This is a genomic window from Bradyrhizobium sp. USDA 4474 (assembly GCF_054057515.1).
Genome location: NZ_JBSRZJ010000002.1, coordinates 807583 through 829897 on the forward strand (window position 1 = coordinate 807583; position 22315 = coordinate 829897).

The 22315-nt window shown below is 64.0% G+C and carries 22 protein-coding genes; 11 read left to right on the forward strand and 11 right to left on the reverse strand.

The annotated features are described in order from the left end of the window. Positions 1–85: 85 nt before the first annotated feature. On the reverse strand, positions 86–1993 hold the full coding sequence (locus tag ACVW16_RS05710; protein WP_456735592.1) for an acyl-CoA synthetase: 1908 nt from the start codon (positions 1991–1993) through the stop codon (positions 86–88). A gap of 247 nt (positions 1994–2240) precedes the next feature. Between ACVW16_RS05710 and ACVW16_RS05715 the strand changes: the two genes are divergently transcribed. Both ACVW16_RS05715 and ACVW16_RS05720 read left to right on the forward strand, forming a co-directional pair. Continuing rightward, positions 2241–3332, forward strand: coding sequence for a SecDF P1 head subdomain-containing protein (locus ACVW16_RS05715; RefSeq protein ID WP_456735593.1), 1092 nt, complete (start codon positions 2241–2243; stop codon positions 3330–3332). A gap of 255 nt (positions 3333–3587) precedes the next feature. Continuing rightward, positions 3588–4394 (forward strand): Crp/Fnr family transcriptional regulator, encoded by an 807-nt coding sequence (locus tag ACVW16_RS05720; RefSeq protein ID WP_456704390.1) that lies wholly within the window; start codon positions 3588–3590, stop codon positions 4392–4394. A gap of 7 nt (positions 4395–4401) precedes the next feature. Here the strand turns inward: ACVW16_RS05720 and ACVW16_RS05725 are convergent, their stop codons facing one another. Both ACVW16_RS05725 and ACVW16_RS05730 read right to left on the reverse strand, forming a co-directional pair. Then, on the reverse strand, positions 4402–5043 hold the full coding sequence (locus tag ACVW16_RS05725; RefSeq protein ID WP_456735594.1) for a glutathione S-transferase family protein: 642 nt from the start codon (positions 5041–5043) through the stop codon (positions 4402–4404). 63 nt (positions 5044–5106) lie between these two features. Next, positions 5107–5658 (reverse strand): cytochrome b, encoded by a 552-nt coding sequence (locus ACVW16_RS05730; protein ID WP_456735595.1) that lies wholly within the window; start codon positions 5656–5658, stop codon positions 5107–5109. Between the two features lie 170 nt (positions 5659–5828). On the opposite strand from ACVW16_RS05730, the gene murI reads away from it, so the two are divergent. The 5 genes from murI (at position 5829) to ACVW16_RS05755 (ending at position 10299) form a co-directional block, all read left to right on the forward strand. Next, a complete protein-coding gene (murI, locus tag ACVW16_RS05735) occupies positions 5829–6626 on the forward strand; it encodes a glutamate racemase (RefSeq protein ID WP_456735596.1) in 798 nt (265 codons plus the stop codon). A gap of 60 nt (positions 6627–6686) precedes the next feature. Further along, the gene (locus ACVW16_RS05740; RefSeq protein WP_456735597.1) at positions 6687–7460 is read left to right on the forward strand and encodes an HpcH/HpaI aldolase family protein; all 774 of its coding nucleotides are present in this window, start codon (positions 6687–6689) and stop codon (positions 7458–7460) included. Positions 7461–7560: 100 nt separating this feature from the next. Beyond that, positions 7561–8328 carry an acyltransferase gene (locus tag ACVW16_RS05745; RefSeq protein WP_456738630.1) on the forward strand — a complete coding sequence of 256 codons (768 nt, stop codon included), beginning with the start codon at positions 7561–7563 and terminating at the stop codon, positions 8326–8328. Between the two features lie 197 nt (positions 8329–8525). Then, the gene (rpsD, locus tag ACVW16_RS05750; RefSeq protein WP_456704395.1) at positions 8526–9143 is read left to right on the forward strand and encodes a 30S ribosomal protein S4; all 618 of its coding nucleotides are present in this window, start codon (positions 8526–8528) and stop codon (positions 9141–9143) included. Positions 9144–9231: 88 nt separating this feature from the next. Continuing rightward, a complete protein-coding gene (locus ACVW16_RS05755; RefSeq protein ID WP_456735598.1) occupies positions 9232–10299 on the forward strand; it encodes a threonine aldolase family protein in 1068 nt (355 codons plus the stop codon). On the opposite strand, the gene ACVW16_RS05760 is transcribed toward ACVW16_RS05755, so the two are convergent. Genes ACVW16_RS05760 through grxD form a run of 4 tightly spaced genes read right to left on the reverse strand, consistent with a single transcriptional unit; the run spans position 10300 to position 13778 of the window. Then, positions 10300–11562, reverse strand: coding sequence for a serine hydrolase domain-containing protein (locus ACVW16_RS05760; protein WP_456738631.1), 1263 nt, complete (start codon positions 11560–11562; stop codon positions 10300–10302). Between the two features lies 1 nt (position 11563). Continuing rightward, the gene (locus tag ACVW16_RS05765) at positions 11564–12850 is read right to left on the reverse strand and encodes a serine hydrolase domain-containing protein (protein ID WP_456735599.1); all 1287 of its coding nucleotides are present in this window, start codon (positions 12848–12850) and stop codon (positions 11564–11566) included. 43 nt (positions 12851–12893) lie between these two features. Continuing rightward, positions 12894–13448, reverse strand: coding sequence for an O-acetyl-ADP-ribose deacetylase (locus tag ACVW16_RS05770; RefSeq protein WP_456735600.1), 555 nt, complete (start codon positions 13446–13448; stop codon positions 12894–12896). Between the two features lie 3 nt (positions 13449–13451). Continuing rightward, a complete protein-coding gene (gene grxD, locus ACVW16_RS05775; protein ID WP_063682471.1) occupies positions 13452–13778 on the reverse strand; it encodes a Grx4 family monothiol glutaredoxin in 327 nt (108 codons plus the stop codon). Positions 13779–14017: 239 nt separating this feature from the next. Here grxD and egtB point away from each other — a divergent pair, with 239 nt between their 5' ends. Further along, positions 14018–15316: an ergothioneine biosynthesis protein EgtB gene (egtB, locus tag ACVW16_RS05780; RefSeq protein WP_456735601.1), complete on the forward strand. Its 1299-nt coding sequence runs from the start codon at positions 14018–14020 to the stop codon at positions 15314–15316. A 50-nt stretch (positions 15317–15366) separates the two neighbouring features. Beyond that, positions 15367–16338, forward strand: coding sequence for an L-histidine N(alpha)-methyltransferase (gene egtD, locus ACVW16_RS05785; RefSeq protein WP_456735602.1), 972 nt, complete (start codon positions 15367–15369; stop codon positions 16336–16338). Positions 16339–16350: 12 nt separating this feature from the next. On the opposite strand, the gene ACVW16_RS05790 is transcribed toward egtD, so the two are convergent. Then, positions 16351–17544, reverse strand: coding sequence for a low temperature requirement protein A (locus ACVW16_RS05790; RefSeq protein ID WP_456738632.1), 1194 nt, complete (start codon positions 17542–17544; stop codon positions 16351–16353). 39 nt (positions 17545–17583) lie between these two features. Further along, positions 17584–17820, reverse strand: a complete 237-nt coding sequence (locus tag ACVW16_RS05795; RefSeq protein WP_092228036.1) for a BolA family protein — start codon at positions 17818–17820, stop codon at positions 17584–17586. A gap of 195 nt (positions 17821–18015) precedes the next feature. On the opposite strand from ACVW16_RS05795, the gene ACVW16_RS05800 reads away from it, so the two are divergent. Further along, positions 18016–18375: a DUF427 domain-containing protein gene (locus ACVW16_RS05800; RefSeq protein WP_456735604.1), complete on the forward strand. Its 360-nt coding sequence runs from the start codon at positions 18016–18018 to the stop codon at positions 18373–18375. A gap of 70 nt (positions 18376–18445) precedes the next feature. Here the strand turns inward: ACVW16_RS05800 and ACVW16_RS05805 are convergent, their stop codons facing one another. Next, positions 18446–18619, reverse strand: a complete 174-nt coding sequence (locus tag ACVW16_RS05805) for a DUF1328 domain-containing protein (protein ID WP_456738189.1) — start codon at positions 18617–18619, stop codon at positions 18446–18448. Positions 18620–18803: 184 nt separating this feature from the next. Between ACVW16_RS05805 and ACVW16_RS05810 the strand changes: the two genes are divergently transcribed. Beyond that, a complete protein-coding gene (locus tag ACVW16_RS05810) occupies positions 18804–19994 on the forward strand; it encodes an acyltransferase family protein (protein ID WP_456735605.1) in 1191 nt (396 codons plus the stop codon). Positions 19995–20007: 13 nt separating this feature from the next. On the opposite strand, the gene purL is transcribed toward ACVW16_RS05810, so the two are convergent. Further along, positions 20008–22218 (reverse strand): phosphoribosylformylglycinamidine synthase subunit PurL, encoded by a 2211-nt coding sequence (purL, locus tag ACVW16_RS05815; protein ID WP_456735606.1) that lies wholly within the window; start codon positions 22216–22218, stop codon positions 20008–20010. Positions 22219–22315: the final 97 nt, after the last annotated feature.

Below are 22315 nucleotides of genomic sequence, written 5' to 3' on the forward strand. Positions count from 1 at the left end.
GGGCCAGCAGGGCGGATTTCGTCGCGGCGCTCGGCGAGACCTATCGCGGCAGTTGAGGCGCTGGCGAGCCCGGCGCTGCCGTCACCTACGCGTGCACGATCTCATGCCGCATCACGAAAGGTGCGAGCAGCGCGTGCACTTCGCCGGCGACGACCTCGCGCTGATCAGCAGGCAAGCCTGTCAGCGTCACGGTCGCGATCGAGCCATGGCTGCCATGCGCACCGACCTTCACCTTGCAGTCGATGCCGCGCTCGATCAGCGGCCTCAGCACCTTGGTGAACACGCGCTGCGCCGCGTCCCAGCGCAGTTGCGGCTTGAACACCTTGCCGACGCCGGTGACCGGCATCGGGTCGATCGGAATGACCTGCACCGGAACGGCGGCGCGTTCCGGCGTGCGCTCGCGCACCCAGGTCTCCAGCTCGCCCGGCTCGACGGACGCGCCCGGCTTCAACTGCACATAGCCGACCGGCAGCTCGCCGGCATAGGCATCGGGCTGGCCGACCACGGCGGCAAAGCCGACCGCAGGATGGCGAAACATGATCTCCTCGATCGGCGCCGGATCGATGTTGTGGCCGCCGCGGATCACGAGGTCCTTGGCGCGGCCGGTGATCCAGAGATAGCCGTCGGCATCGAGCCGCCCGAGATCGCCGGAATTGACCCAGACGTCGTCGACGAAGGCACCCTTGTTGTGGGCGTCGTTGAGATAGCCGCCGAACACGCCAGGCCCGGCCATGATGACGACGCCGATCTCGTCAGGCTTGCAGTCGCGGATCAGGTTGCCCTCGGCGTCGAGCTGCACGATGCGGACGCGGGCATAAGGCATGGGAAGGCCGACCGAGCCGAGCCGTATCGGTCGTGACGGATAGGCGAGCGTGTGCACGCTCGATGTCTCGGTCATGCCGTAGACCTCGACCACCGGCAGCTTCAATTTCTCTTGGATCGCAGACCCGACGGCAACCGGGATCGCCGAGCCTCCGCCGGCCGCATATTTCAGGCTGGAGATGTCGGCATTGCCTGGAGGCACCGCGAGCGCTGCGGCCAGAACCGTCGGCACGCTCGACAGTGCCTCGACCCTGAAGCGCTCGACCAGGGCCCAGATGTTCTTCACCGCGTTCGGATTGCGCCAGCCGCTCGGCGACAGCACCACCAGCGAGCCGCCGGCAGAGAGTGTCAACAGGACCTGCGTCAGCGATCCGCCAACGTGAAACAGCGGCATGCCGAACAGCATGTTGCCACCCGGCTTGGACTTCAACAGCAGGTTCAGCGCCCAGGCCTGATAGACCTGGTTGGCATGGGTGTGCCGCACCAGCTTCGGCGTGCCGGTGGTGCCGCCGGTGTGGAAATAGGCGGCGACGTCGCTGCCGAGAATGTTGCGCCCGCTGACAAGCCGGTCGGACGGTTGCTGCTTGATCAGATCGTTGAACGCGAAAATTCCGTTCGCGGGATCACCGTGGCCTGCCACCTGCACAATCGCCTTGAGGTGCTTGAGTTGCGGGCGGATCTGCTCGACCTTCTGCCAGATATCGGTCCCCGGCATCGGCCCGAGGGCCACCAGGATCTTCGTCTTCGCCGCTTCCAGGATTTCCGCGATCTGGTGCGGCTCGAGCAGCGGGTTGACGGGGTTGGCGATGCCGGCGGCCTCCGCTCCGAACAGCGTCACGAAGGCATCGGGCAGCAGCGGCAGCATGAAGGAGATGACGTCGCCCTTCTCGACGCCGAGCGCGTGAAACATGTTCGCGGCCTGCGTCACGCGCGCGATCAAGTCGCGGTAGCTGACCACAACGGGCGCGTCGGCCGGATCGGCATTTTGCAGAAACTGGATCGCCGCGCCGTCGGGATTGCGCGCAGCACCGAGCTTGATGGCATCATAGGTGCTCTCGGCCGCAACGCGATCGGCGTAAGGGACCTGCTCGAAGACCCGGACCTCCTCGTCCGTCAAGAGCTCCGGATATTCGTTGCCGATGAGCCGATCGAGCGCGTGGATGCCCGCCATGGAATTCCGTCCTCCCCCAGCTGTCGTCCCTCGCCGCCTCTCTATGACATTTGGTTCGGCGGGGCCGCGACCGATTGACCGGTCGAGCAGGACCACAATGATGGATGATTTGGCGTTCGTCCATTGCCTGCCGGCTGCGGCGATAAACCTCGTCTGAGAGGCTTTGAACCTCCCTGCCCGATCCAGGTACCAAAGAACTGGAGTTGAGCTCGTCCGCCAGCGTCCTGCCGCAAGACTTGAGGTGACCATGACTACGCCCTTGCGGGACCGCGCCACGCGGCTGACCCTCGCGCTCGCCATGGCATCGGCGATCGCCCTGCCGCGTACAACGCTCGCAGAGGACAGCCAGTTCGACAAGATGCGCGCCAAGATCGTCGCCTTCGTCGGCGACAAGATGGAAAAGCTGGGCGGGTCGCGCATCGTCTACGGCGTGGACGGCGACGGCTTGCGCGAGAGCGTCGTCACGGATTTGCGCGACGACGTTTACGGCACCTTGCATGCCGGGCATATCGCCTTCTCCGACCTTGCGATCCGCGATGGCGGCGTCGAGCTGAAGATCGCCGACGCCAAAGATCGCGAGCAACTTGCGCGCAAGCTCGCCTCCGCCGCAGAGCGGCTGCCATCGCGCCTGATATCCATGACCGATCGCGGCGACGGAGCAGTCAAGCTCACGCCGACCGATGCGGCATCCGCCGCGCGGCTGCACGATCTCGTCGAAGACTCCATCGCCATGATCGAGCAACGTCTCAAGGACGCCGGCGTAAAGCCTGTCAGCGTCGCCCCTGAGGGCACCGACCGCATCCGCATCTTCCTGCCTGGCGTCACCGACCCCGACCGTATCACCGCGATCTTCGCGCGGAAGGTCAAGGTCAGCTTCCGGCCGGTCGATGTTTCGATGACGCCGGAGCAGGCGCAATCCGGCAGCCCGCCCGAAGGCTCCGAGATCCTGCTCGGCTTCAAGGACAAGCGGCCCTACCTGGTGACCAAGGAGAGCGCGCTCGACGGCGAGGACATCAATTATGCGGCGCCCGGCGTTGTGACCGGCATCAACGGCGCCAAGGATCCGATCGCCCAATTCCGCTTCAATGGGCGCGGTACGCGGCGTTTTGCCCACGTCACCGCGGAGAACGTCGGCAGGCCCCTGGCCATCGTGCTCGACGACAAGGTGATCTCCGCGCCAGTGATCCGCGAACCGATCGCCGGCGGCTCGGGCCAGATCTCGGGCAATTTCACTCTCGAAGAGGCCAACAGTGTCGCCATGCTGTTGCGTGCCGGCGCCCTGCCCGGGCATCTGACCCTCGTCGAACAGCAGGTCATCCAGCCCGCCGCCAAGCCATAGCACCCACCGGGCCATTTCTTAGCGCCGCCGCCCGCCCCGGATGCCTAGCTCTGCCTGCGGCGCCAACCCTAATCACGGGCCGCGCCGGGATCATGCGCGCAACCAACGGGCAATTGCCGAAACCGCCGATCGGGCTAAAATTCGTCCCTTGCAGCAGGGCGACCGAAAGTTTCTTTCAAGCGGTCGTCATTCGATTTCGGCTATACGTGCCGCGGATACCGACCAGGACTAGAGGCCTTACGCAGGGATAGTACCATGCCGTCCGGCAGCGCAGACATTTCCTCGATCCTCGACCGCATTCTGGATGCGGCGACGGACAACCTCAGGATCGCGAAGATCCTGGTCCAGATGGGCCTCGACCCCAACAACGTCACCTGGGACGCGATCTTCAACCGGATGCTGGAGATCTTCGTTCACAACATCACGCTGGCCAACATGTTCGCCGCGGTCGGCGCCGTCTTCTTCGTCGCCACCCTCCTGATGCGGACGATGGTCCCCTTGCGCGTCGCCAACATGATCGGTTGCGCTTTCTTCGCCATTTTCGGCGCGCTCTCGGCCAACGTCTCGACGTTCCTGCTGTATCTGCTCCTGCTTCCGATCAACGCTCTTCGCCTGCGGCAAATGCTCAAGCTGGTGAAAAAGGCGCGACATGCGGCCGAAGGCGACATGTCGATCGAGTGGCTCAAGCCGTTCATGACCGAGCGCAAGTACCGCCATGGCGACACGCTGTTCAGGCTGGGCGACCCGGCCAAGGAGATGCTCCTCACCGTGACCGGCAAATTCCTGGTCAAGGAGATCAACGTCGAGATCGGCCCGGGCGCTCTCATGGGCGAGCTCGGCTTCCTGACGCCCGACAACCGGCGCACCGGAACCATCGAATGCATCGAGGACGGACAGGTGCTGACGATCACCTATGACCGCCTGCTCGAGATCTACTTTCAGGATCCGCAGTTCGGCTATTACTTCCTGGTGCTGACCAGCCAGCGCCTCCTGCAAAACATCGATCGCCTGCAGAAGCAGCTGGCGGCAGCCCGGACAGCGACCACGAACAAGATCGCCTGATCGCCGCTCAGCTCAGCAGCAGCGCCATGCCGGGATCACCCTTCTCCATCGCGCGCCGGTAGGCGGGACGCGAACCGACGCGGCCGAGATATCTGACCACATTCGGGCAGCGCGCGAGATCATAGGGCTGGAAATAACGCATCGTCGTCAGCGAGAAGCCGATCATGATGTCGGCCGTCGTGAAGCTGCTGCCGGCCAGATATTCGGCCTCGCGCACGCGCGCATCGACCAGATCGAAGGCGCGATCGACCCGCGCCTTCGTGGCGGCCAGCATGGGATTGTCATCGGTGAGCTTGAGCCGGTTCAACAGCATCAGCCGGCCCATGCCGGCCTGCAAGGTGCCGTTCGCGAAGTGAAACCAGAACAGGAATTGCGCAAAGTCGGGATCATCGGCGCGGAGAACGAGTCGACCGTTGCCGTATGTGGCGATGATGTAATCGACGATAGCGCCGGATTCGGCGAGCACGAGATCGCCGTCCGTGATGACCGGCGCAGTTCCGATCGGATGCAGCGCCTTGTAATCCGGCGGCGCCAGCATGGTGACGGAATCCCGCGCGTAGCGCTTCAGCTCGTAGGGCATCCCGAGCTCCTCGCAGAGCCAGACGATGCGTTCGGATTGCGATCTGCCGAGGTGATGGACGGTGAGCATGAGCGTCTCCTGACGAGATGAAGCAAACTGACGCCAGATCCTAACCCGTGGAGAGACCGCGCTCTATCCCACCTCGTTGGTCACCATCCGCGCCACGACACGGTCACGGCGGATGAAGTGGTGCCAGAGGGCGGCGACGAAGTGGACGGCGATCAGCGCCAGCAGCACATAGGCAAAGAAAATGTGCCGGTCCTCGAAGGCGTCCGCTGCCGCCTTGTCCGGGGAGGTGAATTGCGGCACGTGAAACAGGCCGAAGAAGTCCGAATAGTTGGTCGCACGCGCGCCGGAATGCGCCCAGCCCAACATCGCGACCAGGATCACCACGAGATAGAGCGCGCCCTGGCTGACGCGGGCCGCAATCCTCTGCCAGTGCAAGGACTCGGCCGGCAGCGCCGGCGTCGGGTTGATGGCGCGCCAGGCCAGGCGCAGCACCGTGAGCAGCAGGATCACGTAGCCGATATCGGCATGGATCGAGCGGTAGAAGAATTTGTCGGCGCGCGCCGGAATGTGATTCATCCACCAGCCGAAGCCGATCATGCCGATGATCGCCGGTGCCAGGCCCCAGTGAAACCACCGGGCAACGCTGCCCCAGCTATTCCCAGTATTTCTGATCATGTCGGCTCCCGGACAGTTGCGGATATCCCGACCGCAGCGCGGCACGGCTGCTGATAGCGGGAACATGCGGCATACGCGAAATTGAATCGTTCCAAACTGGGCGGGTGGCCGATCCCGCCGCAAAACCGCCCAAAAACCGAATGGTAACCATCAGGCCTTAAGGTAACGACGTGACCCATTCCCCGACGATCCTGGTATTCGATTCCGGCCTTGGTGGCCTCACGGTGCTGCGTGAGGTGGTGGCCGCACGCCCGGATGCCCATTATACCTACGTCGCCGACGACGCCTTTTTCCCCTATGGCCATCACAGCGAGGACGAAATCGTCGCCCGCGTCGTGCCGCTGATGGGAGAGCTGATTGCCGCGCATAGGCCCGACCTGGTGGTGATCGCATGCAACACCATGTCCGTTTCGGTCATGAGCCATTTACGCGCGGCCTATCGCGTGCCGTTCGTCGGCACGGTGCCGGCGATCAAGCCGGCCTGCGCGCAGTCGAAGACCCGCCGCGTCTCGGTGCTCGGTACGAAAGCGACCGTCAAACGCGAGTACACCCAGGCGCTGATCCGGGATCACGGCCAAGGCTGTGAGGTGACACTGGTCGGCTCGCCCGAACTCGCCACGCTCGCCGAGGCTGCGCTCAGCGGCACCACCGTCGACGACGGCGACATTTTCGCGGAGCTGAAACCTTGCTTCGTCGGAAACCCCGAGGATAGGACTGCGCGCACCGACACGATCGTGCTCGCCTGCACTCATTATCCGCTGCTGCTGGACCGGATGGAGCGGCTGGCGCCCTGGTCGGTGGAGTGGATCGATCCGGCACCGGCCATTGCGCGCCGCGTCTCCGACCTGCTTGGCCCGAGCAATGGCGGCATGGCCCAATCGGGCGCCGAGATGATTTTCACGTCGAACCGCGTGCATGGCCTCAGCGCCACGCTGATGCCGTTCTTCGGCGGCCGCGCGCTGGCCTGACTTTTCGCAGCCAGGGCGCGCTGCTAGGCTGCGCCGTCGTCATCGCGCGCAAGGTCATTCATGCCGGTCCCCGCAAAGCCGCTCAACCGCCTCCGCCAGATGTGGAACGAAGGCCGCCCCGCCTTCGGTGCGATCGCAACGATCCCGAGCGTGCAGATGGTGCAGATCATGGCGCGCTCGCTCGACTGGATCATCGTCGATCTCGAGCACGGGCCGATCGGCCTCACCGAAGCCCATGCGATGATCGCGGCGACGACGGGCACGCCGTGCACGCCGCTGGTGCGGATTGCCGCGAACGAGCCCTGGCTGGCGAAGGCGCCGATGGACATCGGCGCCTTCGGCATCAATTTCCCGATGATCACCAATCGCGACGAAGCCGACAAGGCGGTGCGGAGCGTGCGCTATCCGCCGCGGGGTGACCGCCTCTGGGGCCCCTTCCACGCGCCGTTCCGCTGGGGCCAGTCGATGCCCGACTACATGGCGTCAGCCGACGAGGAGATGATCTGCATGATCACCATCGAGCATGTTGAGGCCGTCAACCGCATCGACGAGATCATGGCGACGCCGGGCATCGACGTCGCGGTCATCGGCCCCGGCGATCTCGCCACCTCCATCAACAAGCGCGGTCAGATGGACGATCCGGAATTGCTTGCGCTGATCGCGCGTGCCGAAGCCGGCATTCTCAACAGCGGCGTGCCGATCGGCGGCGTGGCGCGCACCGCCGACCAGGCCAACCAGTTGATCGACCGCGGCTACCGTGCGATCGCGCTTGGCTTCGACTGGTCGCTGTTCCAGCGCGGCATCATGGCCGCGTTCGACGGGATCAAGCGCTGAACGGTGGACTCGGCCATTATGGCTTGCCGGGACCGGCAGTGCTGCTAGGGTCGCCGCCGCTCGCCGCCCCTGATGTCAGCCCGCGGGAACCGAAAGAACGATGCGCGGTCAACCCAAGAAGATTTCGCTTCCGCGCCGACTGATTGTCGACCTCATGCGCGCCTCGATGGGCGTGCCATTCGTCTCGCTCTCGCGTTCACTCGATATCCGCCCCCTGCTGGAGGCGCGCGCTGGTGCGGCCGCGCCCGCCGGCTGGGCCGCGATGTTCGTCAAGGCCTTCGCACTGGTGGCCAGGGACGAGCCGGTCCTGCGAACCGTTTACGCCAAATGGCCCTGGCCTTCGTTCTACGAGTTCCGCAATAGCGTGGCGTCGGTTGCGATTGCCCGGGTCGAGAACGGCGAGGAATGCGTGATGCCGCAGCGAATCGCAGCCCCGGAGGCCATCACGCTGGCTGCGATCGACGCCGAGATCCGCCGCGCCAAGACGGCGCCGGTCGACGACGTCCCCATGTTCCGCAAGATCATGCGGGTCACCCGGCTGCCCCTGCCGCTGCGGCGGCTATTCTGGACGGTGGGCCTGAATTTCGGCCGCCAGCGCGGCAATTGGTTCGGCAGCTTCGCGGTGAGCTCGGTTTCGGCCTATGGCGGCGGCGAACTCCACCCCATCACACCAGGCCCCTTCATCGTCAGCTACGGGCTGGTCAAATCCGACCAGACCATCCATGTGGTGATCCGCTGGGATCACCGGGTTACGGATGCGGCTCCCATCGCCCGGGTCCTGACCCGGCTGGAACAGGTCCTGAACACTGAAATTGCTGCGGAATTGCGTGCGGCCGGCCCCACGCCGATCCGGGCGGTCAGGACCTGAATCCGGGCCATTCGCATTGACAGCGGACCCCAAACTCCCCTAAAAGCCCCCTGCTCGCGGGCCGATTTCGGCCCGCGAAGCGTTTCGCGACCCGTGGTCCTTTCCCTTAAGCTTTGGGGATCGGACCTGTCAGTGCCGGGCTAGCCCGTCACCCAGGAGGGCGCGTTTCCTCAAACCATGCAACCCAAGAGGACGCGATGACTAAGCGCAGTGAGGCGAAGTACAAACTCGATCGCCGTATGGGCCAGAACATCTGGGGCCGCCCGAAGAGCCCCGTGAACCGCCGTGAATATGGCCCCGGCCAGCACGGCCAGCGCCGCAAGGGCAAGCTCTCGGACTTCGGCGTGCAGCTGCGCGCCAAGCAGAAGTTGAAGGGCTACTACGCCAACATCAGCGAGCGCCAGTTCCACGGCATCTATGTCGAGGCCAGCCGTCTCAAGGGCGACACCGGCGAGAACCTGATCGGCCTGCTCGAGCGTCGTCTCGACGCCGTCGTGTACCGCGCCAAGTTCGTCTCGACGATCTTCGCGGCCCGCCAGTTCATCAACCACGGCCACATCAAGGTGAACGGCCGCAAGGTCAACATCTCGAGCTACCAGATCAAGGTGGGCGACGTGATCGAGGTCAAGGAAGCCTCCAAGCAGCTCGCCCACGTTCTCGAGGCGAGCCAGCTCCCCGAGCGCGACACCCCCGACTATCTCGAAGTCGACCACGGCAAGATGACCGCCAAATACGTGCGCGTCCCCGGCCTCTCCGACGTGCCGTTCCCGGTGCAGATGGAGCCCCATCTGGTCGTCGAATTCTATTCGCGCTAAGATCTCACTATCGAAAGGCCCCGGTTCGCCGGGGCCTTTTTGCTTAAGAGCCGCATTTCAGTGGCCGCACTGCCCATAGGAGCCGTCCATGCTCTACACCCCTCCCCCGATCGATCCCAAGGCGCCGCCGGTGCGCATCAATCTGCTCTCGGACACGCAGACCAAGCCGACGGCTGCGATGCGCGAGGCGATGGCGCGGGCTGAAGTGGGTGACGAGCAGGTGGGTGACGATCCGACCGTGAATGCGCTGTGCGAGCGCGTCGCTGATCTGATGGGCAAGGAGGCGGCGGTCTACATGCCCTCGGGCACGATGTGCAACGTGACAGCGACGCTGGTGCATTGCCGTCCCGGCGACGAGATTCTCGCGCATGAAACCGCGCACATCATCGCCCGCGAAGGCGGTGCGCATGCCGCGATCGGCGGCTTCCAGGTGACGCAGCTCAAAGGCGCCGACGGCCAGTTCACGCCGGAGACGTTCCGCAAAGCTCTGCACCCGCGCACGCGCTACCAGCCGACGCAGAGCGTCGTCAGCGTCGAGCAGACCGCCAATATCGGCGGCGGCACGATCTGGAAGAAGGCTGCGCTCGACGAGATCGTCGCGATCGCCAAGCAACATGGCCTCGTCACGCATATGGACGGCGCGCGTCTGCTGAATGCCACAGTCGCGAGCGGCATCTCGCCTCGGGAGATGACGGCGGGCTGGGATTCGGCATGGATCGACTTCTCCAAGGGCCTGGGCGCGCCGATCGGCGGCGTGCTCGCGGGCACGCGTGCCTTCATCGACGCCGTCTGGCAGTGGAAGCAGCGCCTCGGCGGTTCGATGCGGCAGGCTGGCGTATGTGCCGCGGCTTGCATCTACGCGCTCGATCATCACGTCGAGCGGCTCGCCGACGACCACGCCAATGCGCGCGCACTGGCCCGCGGGCTCTCGCAGATCTCAGGCATCGAGGTGCAGGAGCCGGAGACCAATCTCGTGTTCTTCAAGCCCGACGGCGCCGGCGTACCCGGCGACAAGATGGTCGTGGCATTGCGCCAGCGCGGCGTGACCCTCGCGATGATGGACGGCCGCATCCGCGCCTGCACCCATCTCGACGTCAATGCGAGCCAGATCGAGGAAACGATCGGCTACGTCAGAGAGATCGTGCGGGGGGCGTGATCACCGCCCCATCGCCCGATAGATCAGCGTCTTCAGCGCGAGCTGGATGCGGCCGCGCTGCGACGGCGTCTGCACCATGAAGATCCCGAACAGGTCGTCTTCGGGGTCGATGAAGAAGAAGGTGCCGCCGACGCCGTCCCAGCGATATTCGCCAACCGGCCAAGAGGTGCCTGGTGGTACCGACGTGCGCACGGCGACGCCGAGGCCATAGCCCGAGCTCTCGCCGGGATAATAATTCCTGTCGCGCTCGACATGGGTTTCAGGACCGACGTGATCGGACGTCATCACGGCGATAGTCTCGGGCTTGAGGTAGCGTCGGCCATCAAGCGTGCCGCGGTTGAGCAGCATCTGTGAGAAGCGCGCGTAGTCGCCGATGCTGCCGACGAGTCCGCCGCCACCCGACTCCCATTTCAGTGGCTTCCTGATATCGCGAACCTCAGTCATCGGGCTGATCGCGCGGTCCTGCGGCATCGGCTCGGCGATCCGCGGCCATTTGGCGGGATCGGCAACATAGAACGCGGTGTCCTTCATCCCGAGCGGATCTAGCAACCGCTCCTTCGCGAACTGGTAGAGCGATTCCCCTGAGATCACCTCGATGATGCGGCCGAGCACGTCGGTGCCATGGCCGTAATCCCAGATCGTGCCGGGCTGTTCGGCGAGTGGCAGCGCGGCGATCTTCGCGACGAATTCGGCGTTGGTCCTGTCCTTGTTGTCGAACAGACCGGCATCGGCATAGAGCTTGTTCACCAGGTCTCCGCCATAATAGCCATAGGGGATACCGGCTGTGTGGCGCATCAAATCCTCGATCGTCACAGGACGATTGAGCGGCTCCAGCTCGAGCGAGACCTTGTTGTCCTCGGCCTTCTTCTCGACGCCGACCTTCATGTCGGCAAAGGCCGGAATGTATTTGGAGACGGGATCGTTGATCGCGAGCTTGCCCTCCTCGACCAGCATCATCGCCAGCACGGAGGTGACCGGCTTCGACATCGAATAGAGCCGGAAGATCGTGTCGGCGCTCATCGAGATCTCGGTCGCGACATCGCGGACGCCGAAATTCTCGTAATAGACCGGCTTGCCGTGCTGCTGCAGCAACAGGATCGCGCCCGGAATCTTGCCGGTCGCGATCTCGTTCCTGATGTAGTCGGAGACTTTGGCCAGACCCTCGGGCGTGAAGCTGTGCGCGCGATCCTCGGAGCCCGCCTGCGCACCGACCACACCCAGCAAAAGAACGAGTGCCGCGAAGAGCGCGCGGCGCCCGAACATGTCAATTCTCCATGGATTCATAGACCAGTTGCTTCAAAGTCCGCTGGATACGCTGGCGCTCGCTCGGGGTCTGCTCCAGCAGCACGAAGAACATGTCCTGCTTGGGGTCGATCACGAAATAGCAGCCGGAGGCGCCGTCCCACTTCAATTCCCCGAGATCGCCGGGCGGCGGCGGTTTGGCGTTGCCGGGATCGGTACGGACGGCGAGGCCCAGGCCGAAGCCGAAACCGTCACCGGGGAAGTAGAAGTAGTCGCGGTCGACACCGGAGCCTGGCCCGACCTGGTCGGTCACCATCAACTTGAACGTCTCCGGCTTGAGGATGGTCTTGCCGTCGAGAGAGCCGCCGTTGAGCAGCATTTGCGCAAAGCGTTCATAATCGGCCATGGTCGTCACCATCCCGCCGCTGGCGAACTGGATCTTCTTGACGACGGTCGGATCGTTGATCCGGCCGACCCGGAAATCGCTGTCGTTCGGCACCGGCTGCGCCAGAAGCTTTTGTTTCTCGGGATCGGTGACGAGGAAGCCGGTGTCGACCATGCCGAGCGGGCCGAGCAGCTTCTCCCGCTCGATATCGAGCAACGGCTTGCCGGCCGCAACTTCCATGACACGCGCCAGAATGTCGGTGGAATGGCCGTATTGCCAGAGTGCGCCCGGCTGATTGTGCAGCGGCAGTTTTGCGATGCGCTCGGCGAACTCGGCGAGGTCGAAATCGCCGGCATAGATGTTGGCGTCACGATAAGCCTTGCGAACGAGACTGTCGCCGTAAAAGCCATAGGTGATGCCCGACGTATGGGTCATCAGATCGTGCACGTTCATCGGCCGGTTCGGGGGCACCAGCTCGAGCGATCTGGTGCCGTCCTCGGCCTTCTTCTCGACACCGACCTTCACATTGGCAAAGGACGGAATGTACTTCGAGACGGGATCGTCGAGCTTGATCTTACCTTCCTCGATCAACTGCATCGCGGCGACGGAGGTGATCGCCTTGCTCATCGAGAACAGGCGGAAAATTGTCTTGTCGGTGATTGGCGCTTTGCTGACCACGTCCTGCACGCCGAAGGCTTCGTGGTAGACCGGTTTGCCGTGCTGCTTGATCAGCACGGTGGCGCCCGCGATCTTGCCGGTCGCGACCTCGTTCTTGAAGAACTCGCTGATCTTGCCGAGCTTGTCCTGATTGAAATGCGCTCCGGCCGGAATCTCGTAGGTGCCTTCCGCGCGCGCAAGCGACATCGTGCCAAATGATATGAGCGCGCCACAGACCAGCCCACGTAGTCCAGTATTTGAAATCATATCCCCTCCCCGGAACATGGCCGAGCCGAGTGTACTTGCCGCCTCATGAGGCACAAGGGCTGCCGTACCGCGCCAAAGCGTCCCTGTGGAACGCGGCACTCGCCTCCGAGAAACAACAAAATATGACGTGTCCGACCGTCGGCGCGGCCGGCAGCGCGTCGATCGTCGCTTGGACCGCGATCTTCGCGGCCTGCTCGGCCGGAAATCGATACACGCCGGTGGAGATTGCAGAGAATGCCAGCGAGGTCAGCCCATTGGCGTGCGAGAGCTCGAGCGCACGACGATAGCAGGAACTGAGCGCCTCGGCCTCACCGCGCTCCCCGCCATACCAGACAGGGCCGACCGCATGAATCACATGGCGCGCGGGCAGACGATAGCCCTTCGTGATCTTGGCATCACCGGTCGGGCATCCTCCGAGCGTCCGGCACTCGGCCAGCAGTTCGGGTCCCGCAGCGTCGTGGATCGCGCCATCGACGCCGCCCCCGCCAAGGAGCGACGAATTGGCCGCGTTGACGATGGCGCCAACGCTCAGCGTGGTGATGTCGGCAACAATGACGTCAAGCTGGACAGCGCCGATCCGGCGCGTCAGCACCGTCACGGATCAAGCCGCGACGACGACGCCCTTCTCGGAGAAGAGCTGCTGCAACTCGCCGGCCTGGAACATCTCGCGGACGATGTCGCAGCCGCCGATGAACTCACCCTTGACGTAAAGCTGGGGAATCGTCGGCCAGTTCGAGAATTCCTTGATGCCGTTGCGCAGTTCGGCGGATTCCAGGACGTTGAGGCCCTTATAGCCGACGCCGATGTGGTCGAGGATCTGGACGACCTGGCCGGAGAAACCGCACTGCGGAAATTGCGGCGTCCCCTTCATGAACAGAACCACGTCGTTCGACTTCACTTCGTTGTCGATGAATTCCGCGATGCTCATATCCGTGTCCTTCTGGGGCAGAGCCCTCACCAATTGCTTCGGGCCGGCTCAGCCGATCTGACCCGATACCTGCGTATATATGTAGCCCAAACCGTTGTGCATCCAAAGTAAAATGGCAAAGAGCAGCCCCCGACATCAGGCTGGGGCAGCCCCGGCGCCATTACATGATGACACGAATATCATCACTTGGGAGGACTTTCATACCGTAACGGAGCCCCCATTTAGGACGAACCTGGGTTTTGGAACCTGGTATCGCCAACAACGTTCTCTTGTCCTGTCTGGAGAAAAACGTGACGAAACAAGCCTCCGCACCGGCCAGTCCGCCGCTTTCGTCACAATCGGCCGCTTCTGTTGGCCTCACCCGGAGGCTGGAGAGCGCTTTTCTCGCCGTCCGCAACGAGACCGAACGCCGCGCCGCACCGCTCTCGCCGGAGGACCAGCAGATCCAGTCGATGCCGGATGCCAGTCCCGTCAAATGGCATCGGGCCCACACCACCTGGTTCTGGGAGCAGTTTCTGCTCGGCGAGCATGCCCCGGGCTACCGGTCCTTTCACCCTGATTTCGCGTTCCTGTTCAATTCCTATTACGTCAGCGCGGGGCCGCGCCATGCCCGCAATCATCGCGGCGACATCACCCGGCCCAGCGCCACCGAGGTCGGCGCCTATCGCAGCTATGTCGATGCCGCCGTCGTCAAATTCTTCCGGGAGGCCGGCGAGGACAAGCTCCGCGCCGTCGCGCCGCTGGTCGAGGTCGGGCTGAACCACGAGCAGCAGCATCAGGAATTGATGTTCACGGACATCCTGCACGCCTTCGCGCAGAACCCGGTCTATCCGGCCTACGACAAGGAGTGGCGCTTTCCGTCCGCAACGCGCGCCGGGGACGACTGGCTGACGCTCAACGAAGGCATCCACACCGTCGGCCATGTCGACGACAGCTTCCATTTCGACAACGAGAAGCCCGCACATCGCGCGCTCGTCGGCCCCGTCAAGATCGCGCGCAATCTCGTCACCAACGGCGAATGGCTCGCCTTCATGCGCGACGGCGGCTACCAGCGTGCGACGCTGTGGCTGATGGACGGTTTCGCCGCCGCAACCAAGGAAGACTGGCAAGCCCCGGGCCATTGGCGCGAGGCCGACGGCGGATGGCAGGTGATGACGCTCGCCGGCCTCAAGCCGGTCGATCCAGACGCGCCCGTCTGCCACGTCAGCTATTACGAGGCCGACGCGTTCGCGCGCTGGGCGGGAAAGCATCTGCCGACCGAGATGGAATGGGAGGTCGCGGCACGCGCCGGCCAGCTCAATGACCCCTTCGGCATCGTCTGGCAGTGGACCCGCAGTTCGTATTCACCCTACCCGGGCTATCGCGCCGTCGAAGGCGCGCTCGGCGAGTACAACGGCAAGTTCATGGTCAATCAGCTGGTGCTGCGCGGTTCCTCGCTGGCGACGCCTGATGGTCACAGCCGCGTCACCTATCGCAACTTCTTCTATCCGCACCACCGGTGGCAATTCACGGGGTTGCGGCTCGCTGACTACGACTAGTTCTCATCCGACGACAAATGCGCGCCGGACAGCGCGTTCAGGAGAGTATCATGAATGTGCACGCCATCGCTTTGGCCGAAGCCCATCTCCCCGACGAGCAGACCACCGCCTTCGCCCGTGAGGCCATCGAGGACCTCTCCCAGCAGCCGAAAAAGCTGTCGCCGAAATATTTCTATGACGCGACCGGATCGGAGCTGTTCGAGGCGATCACGCGCCTGCCGGAATATTATCCGACGCGCACCGAGCTTGCGATCCTGAGGGAGCGCGGCAGCGAGATCGCAAAGATCATTCCCGAGAATGCCGCACTGGTCGAGTTCGGCGCCGGCGCAACGACGAAAGTCCGGCTGCTGCTGAACCAGTCCAAATTCGCGGCCTATGTCCCCGTCGATATCTCCGGCGACTTCCTGAAGGCGCAGGCCAACGGGCTCAAGCGCGATTTCCCCTCGCTCGGCATCTATCCGGTGGCCGCCGACTTCACCACGCCGTTCGAGCTGCCGAAGGCAGTCGCGTCGATGCCGAAGGTCGGCTTCTTCCCGGGCTCGACCATCGGCAATTTCGAGCCGCATGAAGCGCAGGCATTCCTGAAGAGCGCCCGCCAGATCCTGGGCAAGGGCGCGCAGATGATCATCGGCGCCGACCTCGAGAAAGAGGAGCGCCTGCTCCACGCTGCCTATAATGATGCGGCCGGTGTCACCGCACGCTTCAACCTCAATGTTCTCGTGCGGATCAACCGTGAGCTCGGCGGCAATTTCGACCTCTCCGCCTTCACCCATCGCGCGATCTACAATCACGACCGGCACCGCATCGAGATGCACCTGATCAGCCGGAAGAGCCAGACCGTGCGTCTGCTCGGCACCAGCTTCTCGTTCCGGCCCGGCGAGAGCATCCACACCGAAAACAGCTACAAATACAGCCTCGAACGCTTCGCCGCGCTGGCACAAGGCGCCGGGTGGCGGGTGCGCGAGAGCTGGACGGATGCAGCGAAGATGTTTTCGGTGCACGCGCTGGAGGCGGCGGAGTAAGGCTCCGGCGCCTTAATGCCTCTCAGCCTCGTCCGGCTGCGACCCGAGCGACACGGATTCCCACACCGCGACGACGATCATGATCACGCTGGTCGCCACCGTCAGCCACAGCGGCGAGAGATCGGCGGCGAACCACCACAGCGCCAGCAGCAGGATGATGCCGATGCCGTGGGACAGCTGGAGAAAGCCGCGGATCGAGTGCTTGAACAGGATGGTACCGACCAGGAACACCAGGGGACCACCGATCGTGCTGACGATGGTTCGGACGTCGGAATGACCCGAGGGGTGCTTCAGCACCAATTCGTCCGAGACCGCGGTCAGGATGATGCCGGCGACGATCGGCATGTGCAGATAAGTGTAGGCGAGCCGCGCCAGCCGGCCGGATTCGGCTGATTTCGAGATCCGCTCCGAGCCGGCCTCTGCGCCCTTGTCGAAATAGACCCACCACATCGCGATGCTGCCGACCAGCGCGGCGACGAAGGCCAGAATGTTCTCCGCGGTCCAGTCGAGTTCAGCAAAGGTCGCGCCGTTGACGACGACGGCCTCACCGAGCGCGATGATGATGAAGCCGGCGCAGCGCTCGGCCATGTGGCCGCCCTCGACGGCCCAGGCCTCGACCGAGGAGAAGCCGAGCTTCGGCACCCAGAAGCGCACGGCGGGCGAGACATATTCAATCGCGAGCGCCGCGATCCAGAACCACAGCCTCTCCTCTCCATGCGCCAAGCCGCCGAGGACCCAAAGCACCGCGGAGCCGCAGAGCCAGACCAGGATGCGGAGCGCGTTGTGCCGCACGGCGGTGCGATGGCGCGGCGTTGCGAACAGCCAGAACGCGGTGCGTCCGACCTGCATGACCGCATAGGCGATCGCAAACCACAGGCCACGACCGTCAAACGCGCTCGGGATGGTCGTCGACAGCACAAGGCCGCCGAGCATCATCAGGAAGATCAGGATGCGGACCGGCGTCAGCTCGGGATTGAGCCAGTTGGTGACCCAGGCGGTGTAGACCCACACCCACCACACGGCCAGGAACAGCAGCGTGACCTCGATCGCGCCGAGCGGCGTGAACTGGTGCAGCAGGGTGTGCGAAACTTGCGTAACGGCGAAGACGAAGACGAGGTCGAAGAACAGCTCGGCATTGGTGACGCGGCTGGGCTGGTTCGGCACGATCACGCGAAACATCGCGCCGCGCGGATTGTCCGCAGCCATCAGCGTCCCCGTCGCGCGATCAGGTCAGGTGCAATCCGTTCAAGGGCTTGGCACGCCGGTTTGCAGCGCCAGCGCATGCAGCACGCCGCCCATCTGGCCCTGCAGGGACCGGTAGACGATCTGGTGCTGCTGGACGCGGGACTTGCCGCGGAAGGATTCCGAAATCACTGTCGCGGCATAGTGGTCGCCGTCGCCGGCTAGGTCACGGATGGTCACCTCGGCATCGGGGATCGCTGCCTTGATCATCGCCTCGATATCGTGGGCGTCCATGGGCATTCGGGTCTTGCTCCTGTGTCGTCGGCTCACAGCCTCGGCGTCGAATCGCTTGCCGGGGTCCCCTCGCCGGCAGCGCCAAACTTAGCGTGAACGGCCTTCTACGTCACGCCTTGCGGCACTATATCCCTGATCCCGTCAGGATAAAGCCACGACAAAGTGCCGCGCGCGGCGGATCGATCGAAAAGGCGTGACATCATGAAGCTTCCAGGCCCCGACCACCCGATCACGATCACCCGAAACCCCCGTCGCGTGCGCGTCACGGCGGGCGATCTCGTGATTGCCGAGAGCGCCAAGGCGCTGACACTGAAGGAGGCCAGATATCCGGCGGTGCAATATCTGCCGCGGGAGGATGCCAACATGGCGCTGCTGGAGCGTACCGACCGCACCACCCATTGCCCCTACAAGGGCGACGCCAGCTATTACAGCATCAAGGTCGACGGCAAGACGCTCGACAACGCGATCTGGACCTACGAGACACCCTTCCCCGCGATGACGGAGATATCAGGCCATCTCGCCTTCTACCCGGACAAGGTGAAGATCGAGGAAGTGGGGTAGGCTCGCGCTGCAGCGCCACAGTCATCGCCGGGCGCCGTCCCGGCCAACCACCTTCATGGCTGCTTGCGCCCTACGCCCTGAAGATCGTGAGCCCGAGGATCAGTAACACCAGGAAGATCACGACGAAGACATAGAACAGTAAACGGGCGACATCGGCCGAAGCCGCCGAGATGCCCGTGAAGCCGAGCACACCGGCCACGATCGAGATCAGCAGGAAAATCAGCGCCCATTTCAAGATCGTCATCGCCCGCTCCGCAGCATTGGCCACCGCCATCGGCGGCCTCTTACCCGTTTCGGAACGGTAACCGCGTCGCTCGGAACGGGTTCCTAGGGTCACGACAGAAGGTTGTCCCGGCACAAACTACGCTTGCTGAATCGGGTTCCCGGCGGCACAGTCCGGCCGGTACGGAAGCGCAATCGGGGCGACCATGATGACGATGTCACAGACCGCGGTACTCGGCGCCGAGGCGCAAGCCGAACCGAAGGCCAAGGCGCGCAATTTGTCGCTCGACCGCGCCCGCACCTTCCTGACGCTGGTGGTGCTGTTGCATCACGCCGTGATTCCCTACACCTATTTCGGCCATACCGACCCGAAGTTCTTCTTCGGCTTCGACATGATCGTGCTCGCCACCGACAGCTTCTTCATGGCGATGTTCTTTTTCCTGTCGGGCTTGTTTGCGTGGTCAGGCATCGCCCGCAAGGGAGCACGAACCTATTTGGCGGATCGCCTGCTGCGGCTTGGCCTGCCGTTCGTGATCTGCGCATTCACGATCATTCCGCTCGCCTATTACGCCATCTCGCTCCGGCACAACCCCGAGATCGGCTTCTCGGAATACTGGTGGAACATGGTCACGAAGGGCCCGTGGCCCAGCGGGCCGATCTGGTTTCTCTGGGTTCTGCTCGCCTTCGATGTAGTCGCCTGCATCCTGCATCGACTATCGCCCAACCTGCTCGATCCCATCAATCGCCTTTCGCTGCACGGTCGGCGCCGGCCCGCAGCGTTCTTCGCGGTCATGCTTGCCGTCACTGCAGCCTTCTATGTTCCCGGGCTGATGTATTTCGGGCCAAGCAGCTGGTTCGAGTTCGGACCGTTCTCGGTTCAGCACGGCCGCGTGCTGCTCTATGCGAGCTACTTCTTTTTCGGGGCCGGCGTCGGCGTCGCGAATATGGATCGCGGGTTGCTCGCGCCCGACGGCCGGATGGCGAAGGTCAGCTGGGATTGGATGGTCTTGGCGATCGTTCCGTACTGCCTGCTCTGGGTGCTGATCTACATCAAGCGCGAAATACTGGGCAATCCGTCACCGCTGCCGAACTGGTATGAGGGGCTCTATGCGCTCTGCTTCGCCGTCTTCAGCGTGGCCATCATGTTTCTGATCCTGGCCTTTTTCCAGAGGTTCAGACAATCGGGCTCGGCCAAGCTCCTCGATCCGATGCAGGCGGACGCCTTTGGCATGTTTCTGGTGCACTACCCGATCGCGCTTTGGCTGCAATACTGGCTGTTCGACTATGAGCTGCCGGCGATTATCAAGGCGACGATTGGATTCGTGCTGACGGTCGCGTTCAGCTGGGCGCTGACGCGGGCCTTGCGCCAGATCCCCGGGGCAAAGAAGGTCCTGTGAGTGTGAAGGCGGCTCAGGCCGCCTTCCCACCCATATATTCCGGCAGAAAGCGCTCGTGCGATGTCCGCAGGCGCTCGATCGTAACCGGCGTCTCGCCCGCAATCGCGATGGCATCGCCGCCGGTGGTGCCGATCCGCACGCAGGGCACCTCGCAGCCGCGCATCTTGGCGAGCACGCGGCCGGCTTCGATTTCCGGCACGGTGACGAGATAGCGCGCCTGGTCCTCGCCGAACCAATAGGCCTGCGAGACGAGCGAGGTCGGCGCCGCAAGCAGCTTTGCGCCGATGCCGCTCGCGATCGCCATTTCGGCGAGTGCGATCAGGAGACCGCCGTCGGAGAGGTCGTGCACCGCGGTCGCGGTGCCCGCATGGATCATGCCGCGCACGCAATCGCCGTTGCGCTTCTCGGCGGCGAGATCGACCGGCGGCGGCGCGCCCTCCTCGCGACCGCAGATGTCGCGCAAGTAGACGGACTGACCGAGCCAGCCATGGGTCTCGCCGACGAGGAGGATCGCTTCGCCCTCCGCCTTGAAGGCGAGCGACGCCGATTTGGTGAAGTCGTCGAGCAGACCGACGCCGCCGATCGACGGTGTCGGCAGGATCGCGCGGCCATTGGTCTCGTTGTAGAGCGAGACGTTGCCCGAGACGACCGGGAAATCGAGCGTGCGGCAGGCTTCCGAGATGCCCTTCAGGCAGCCCACGAACTGGCCCATGATCTCAGGGCGCTCAGGATTGCCGAAGTTGAGATTGTCGGTGATCGCGAGCGGCTTGCCGCCGACCGCGGTGATGTTGCGCCAGGCTTCCGCGACCGCCTGCTTGCCACCTTCAAACGGATCGGCCTCGCAATAACGCGGCGTGACGTCGACGGTCAGCGCCAGGCCCTTCGGCCCGTCCTGCACGCGCACGACGGCGGCGTCGCCGCCGGGGCGCTGCATGGTGTTGCCGAGAATGACGTGGTCGTACTGCTCCCAGACCCAGCGCTTGCTGCACATGTCGGGCGTTCCGATCAGCTTCTCCAGGGCAGCGCCGAGCGCCATCGGCGCCGGCACCTCGCGCGCATGCACGATCGGCAACGCAGCAGACGGGACATGCGGACGGTCATAAAGCGGCGCTTCGTCGCCGAGCTCCTTGATCGGCAGATCGGCCATGACGTCGCCGCCATGCTTGACCACGAAACGCTTGCTCGGCGTGGTGTAGCCGACCACGGCGAAGTCGAGACCCCACTTCTTGAAGATCGCCTCGGCTTCCTTTTCCTTCTCGGGTTTGAGCACCATGAGCATGCGCTCCTGGCTCTCCGAGAGCATCATCTCATAGGCGCTCATGCCGGGCTCGCGCGTCGGCACCGCGTCGAGATCGAGATCGACGCCGAGGTCGCCCTTGGCGCCCATTTCCACTGCAGAGCAGGTCAGACCCGCCGCGCCCATGTCCTGGATCGCGATGACGCAACCCTTCTCCATGATCTCGAGGCAGGCCTCTAACAGCAGCTTTTCGGCGAAGGGATCGCCGACCTGCACGGTGGGGCGCTTCTCCTCGGACTTGTCGTCGAACTCGGCCGACGCCATCGAGGCGCCGTGGATGCCGTCGCGGCCCGTCTTGGAGCCGAGATAGACGATCGGCATGTTCACGCCGGAGGCCGCCGCATAGAAGATCTTGTCGGCATCGGCGAGGCCCACCGCCATGGCGTTGACCAGGATGTTGCCGTCGTAGCGGGTGTGGAAGCGCACCTGGCCGCCGACCGTCGGCACGCCGAAGGAATTGCCGTAGCCGCCGACACCTGCGACGACGCCGGAGACCAGATGGCGCGTCCTGGCATGCTCGGGCGCACCGAAGCTCAGCGCGTTCAGGCAGGCGATCGGGCGCGCGCCCATGGTGAACACGTCGCGCAGGATGCCGCCAACGCCTGTCGTTGCACCCTGATAGGGCTCGATGTAGCTCGGGTGGTTGTGGCTCTCCATCTTGAAGACCACGGCCTGGCCGTCGCCGATGTCGATGACGCCGGCGTTCTCGCCCGGTCCCTGGATCACCCAGGGCGCCTTGGTCGGCAGGCCCTTGAGATGGATGCGCGAGGATTTGTACGAGCAGTGCTCGTTCCACATCGCCGAGAAGATGCCGAGCTCGGTAAAGGTCGGCTCCCGCCCGATCAGCTTCAGGATGCGCTCATATTCGTCGGGCTTGAGCCCGTGGGCGGCAACCAGTTCGGGGGTGATCTTGGGTTCGTTCTTCATGGATTTTGGGCTTTCGGCGGCGTTTGGCCGTTCTTAGGAACATCGGGGGCTCTCGAAAAGCCCTTTATGGCGCATTTTCCCGCTGTCCCACGTTTTG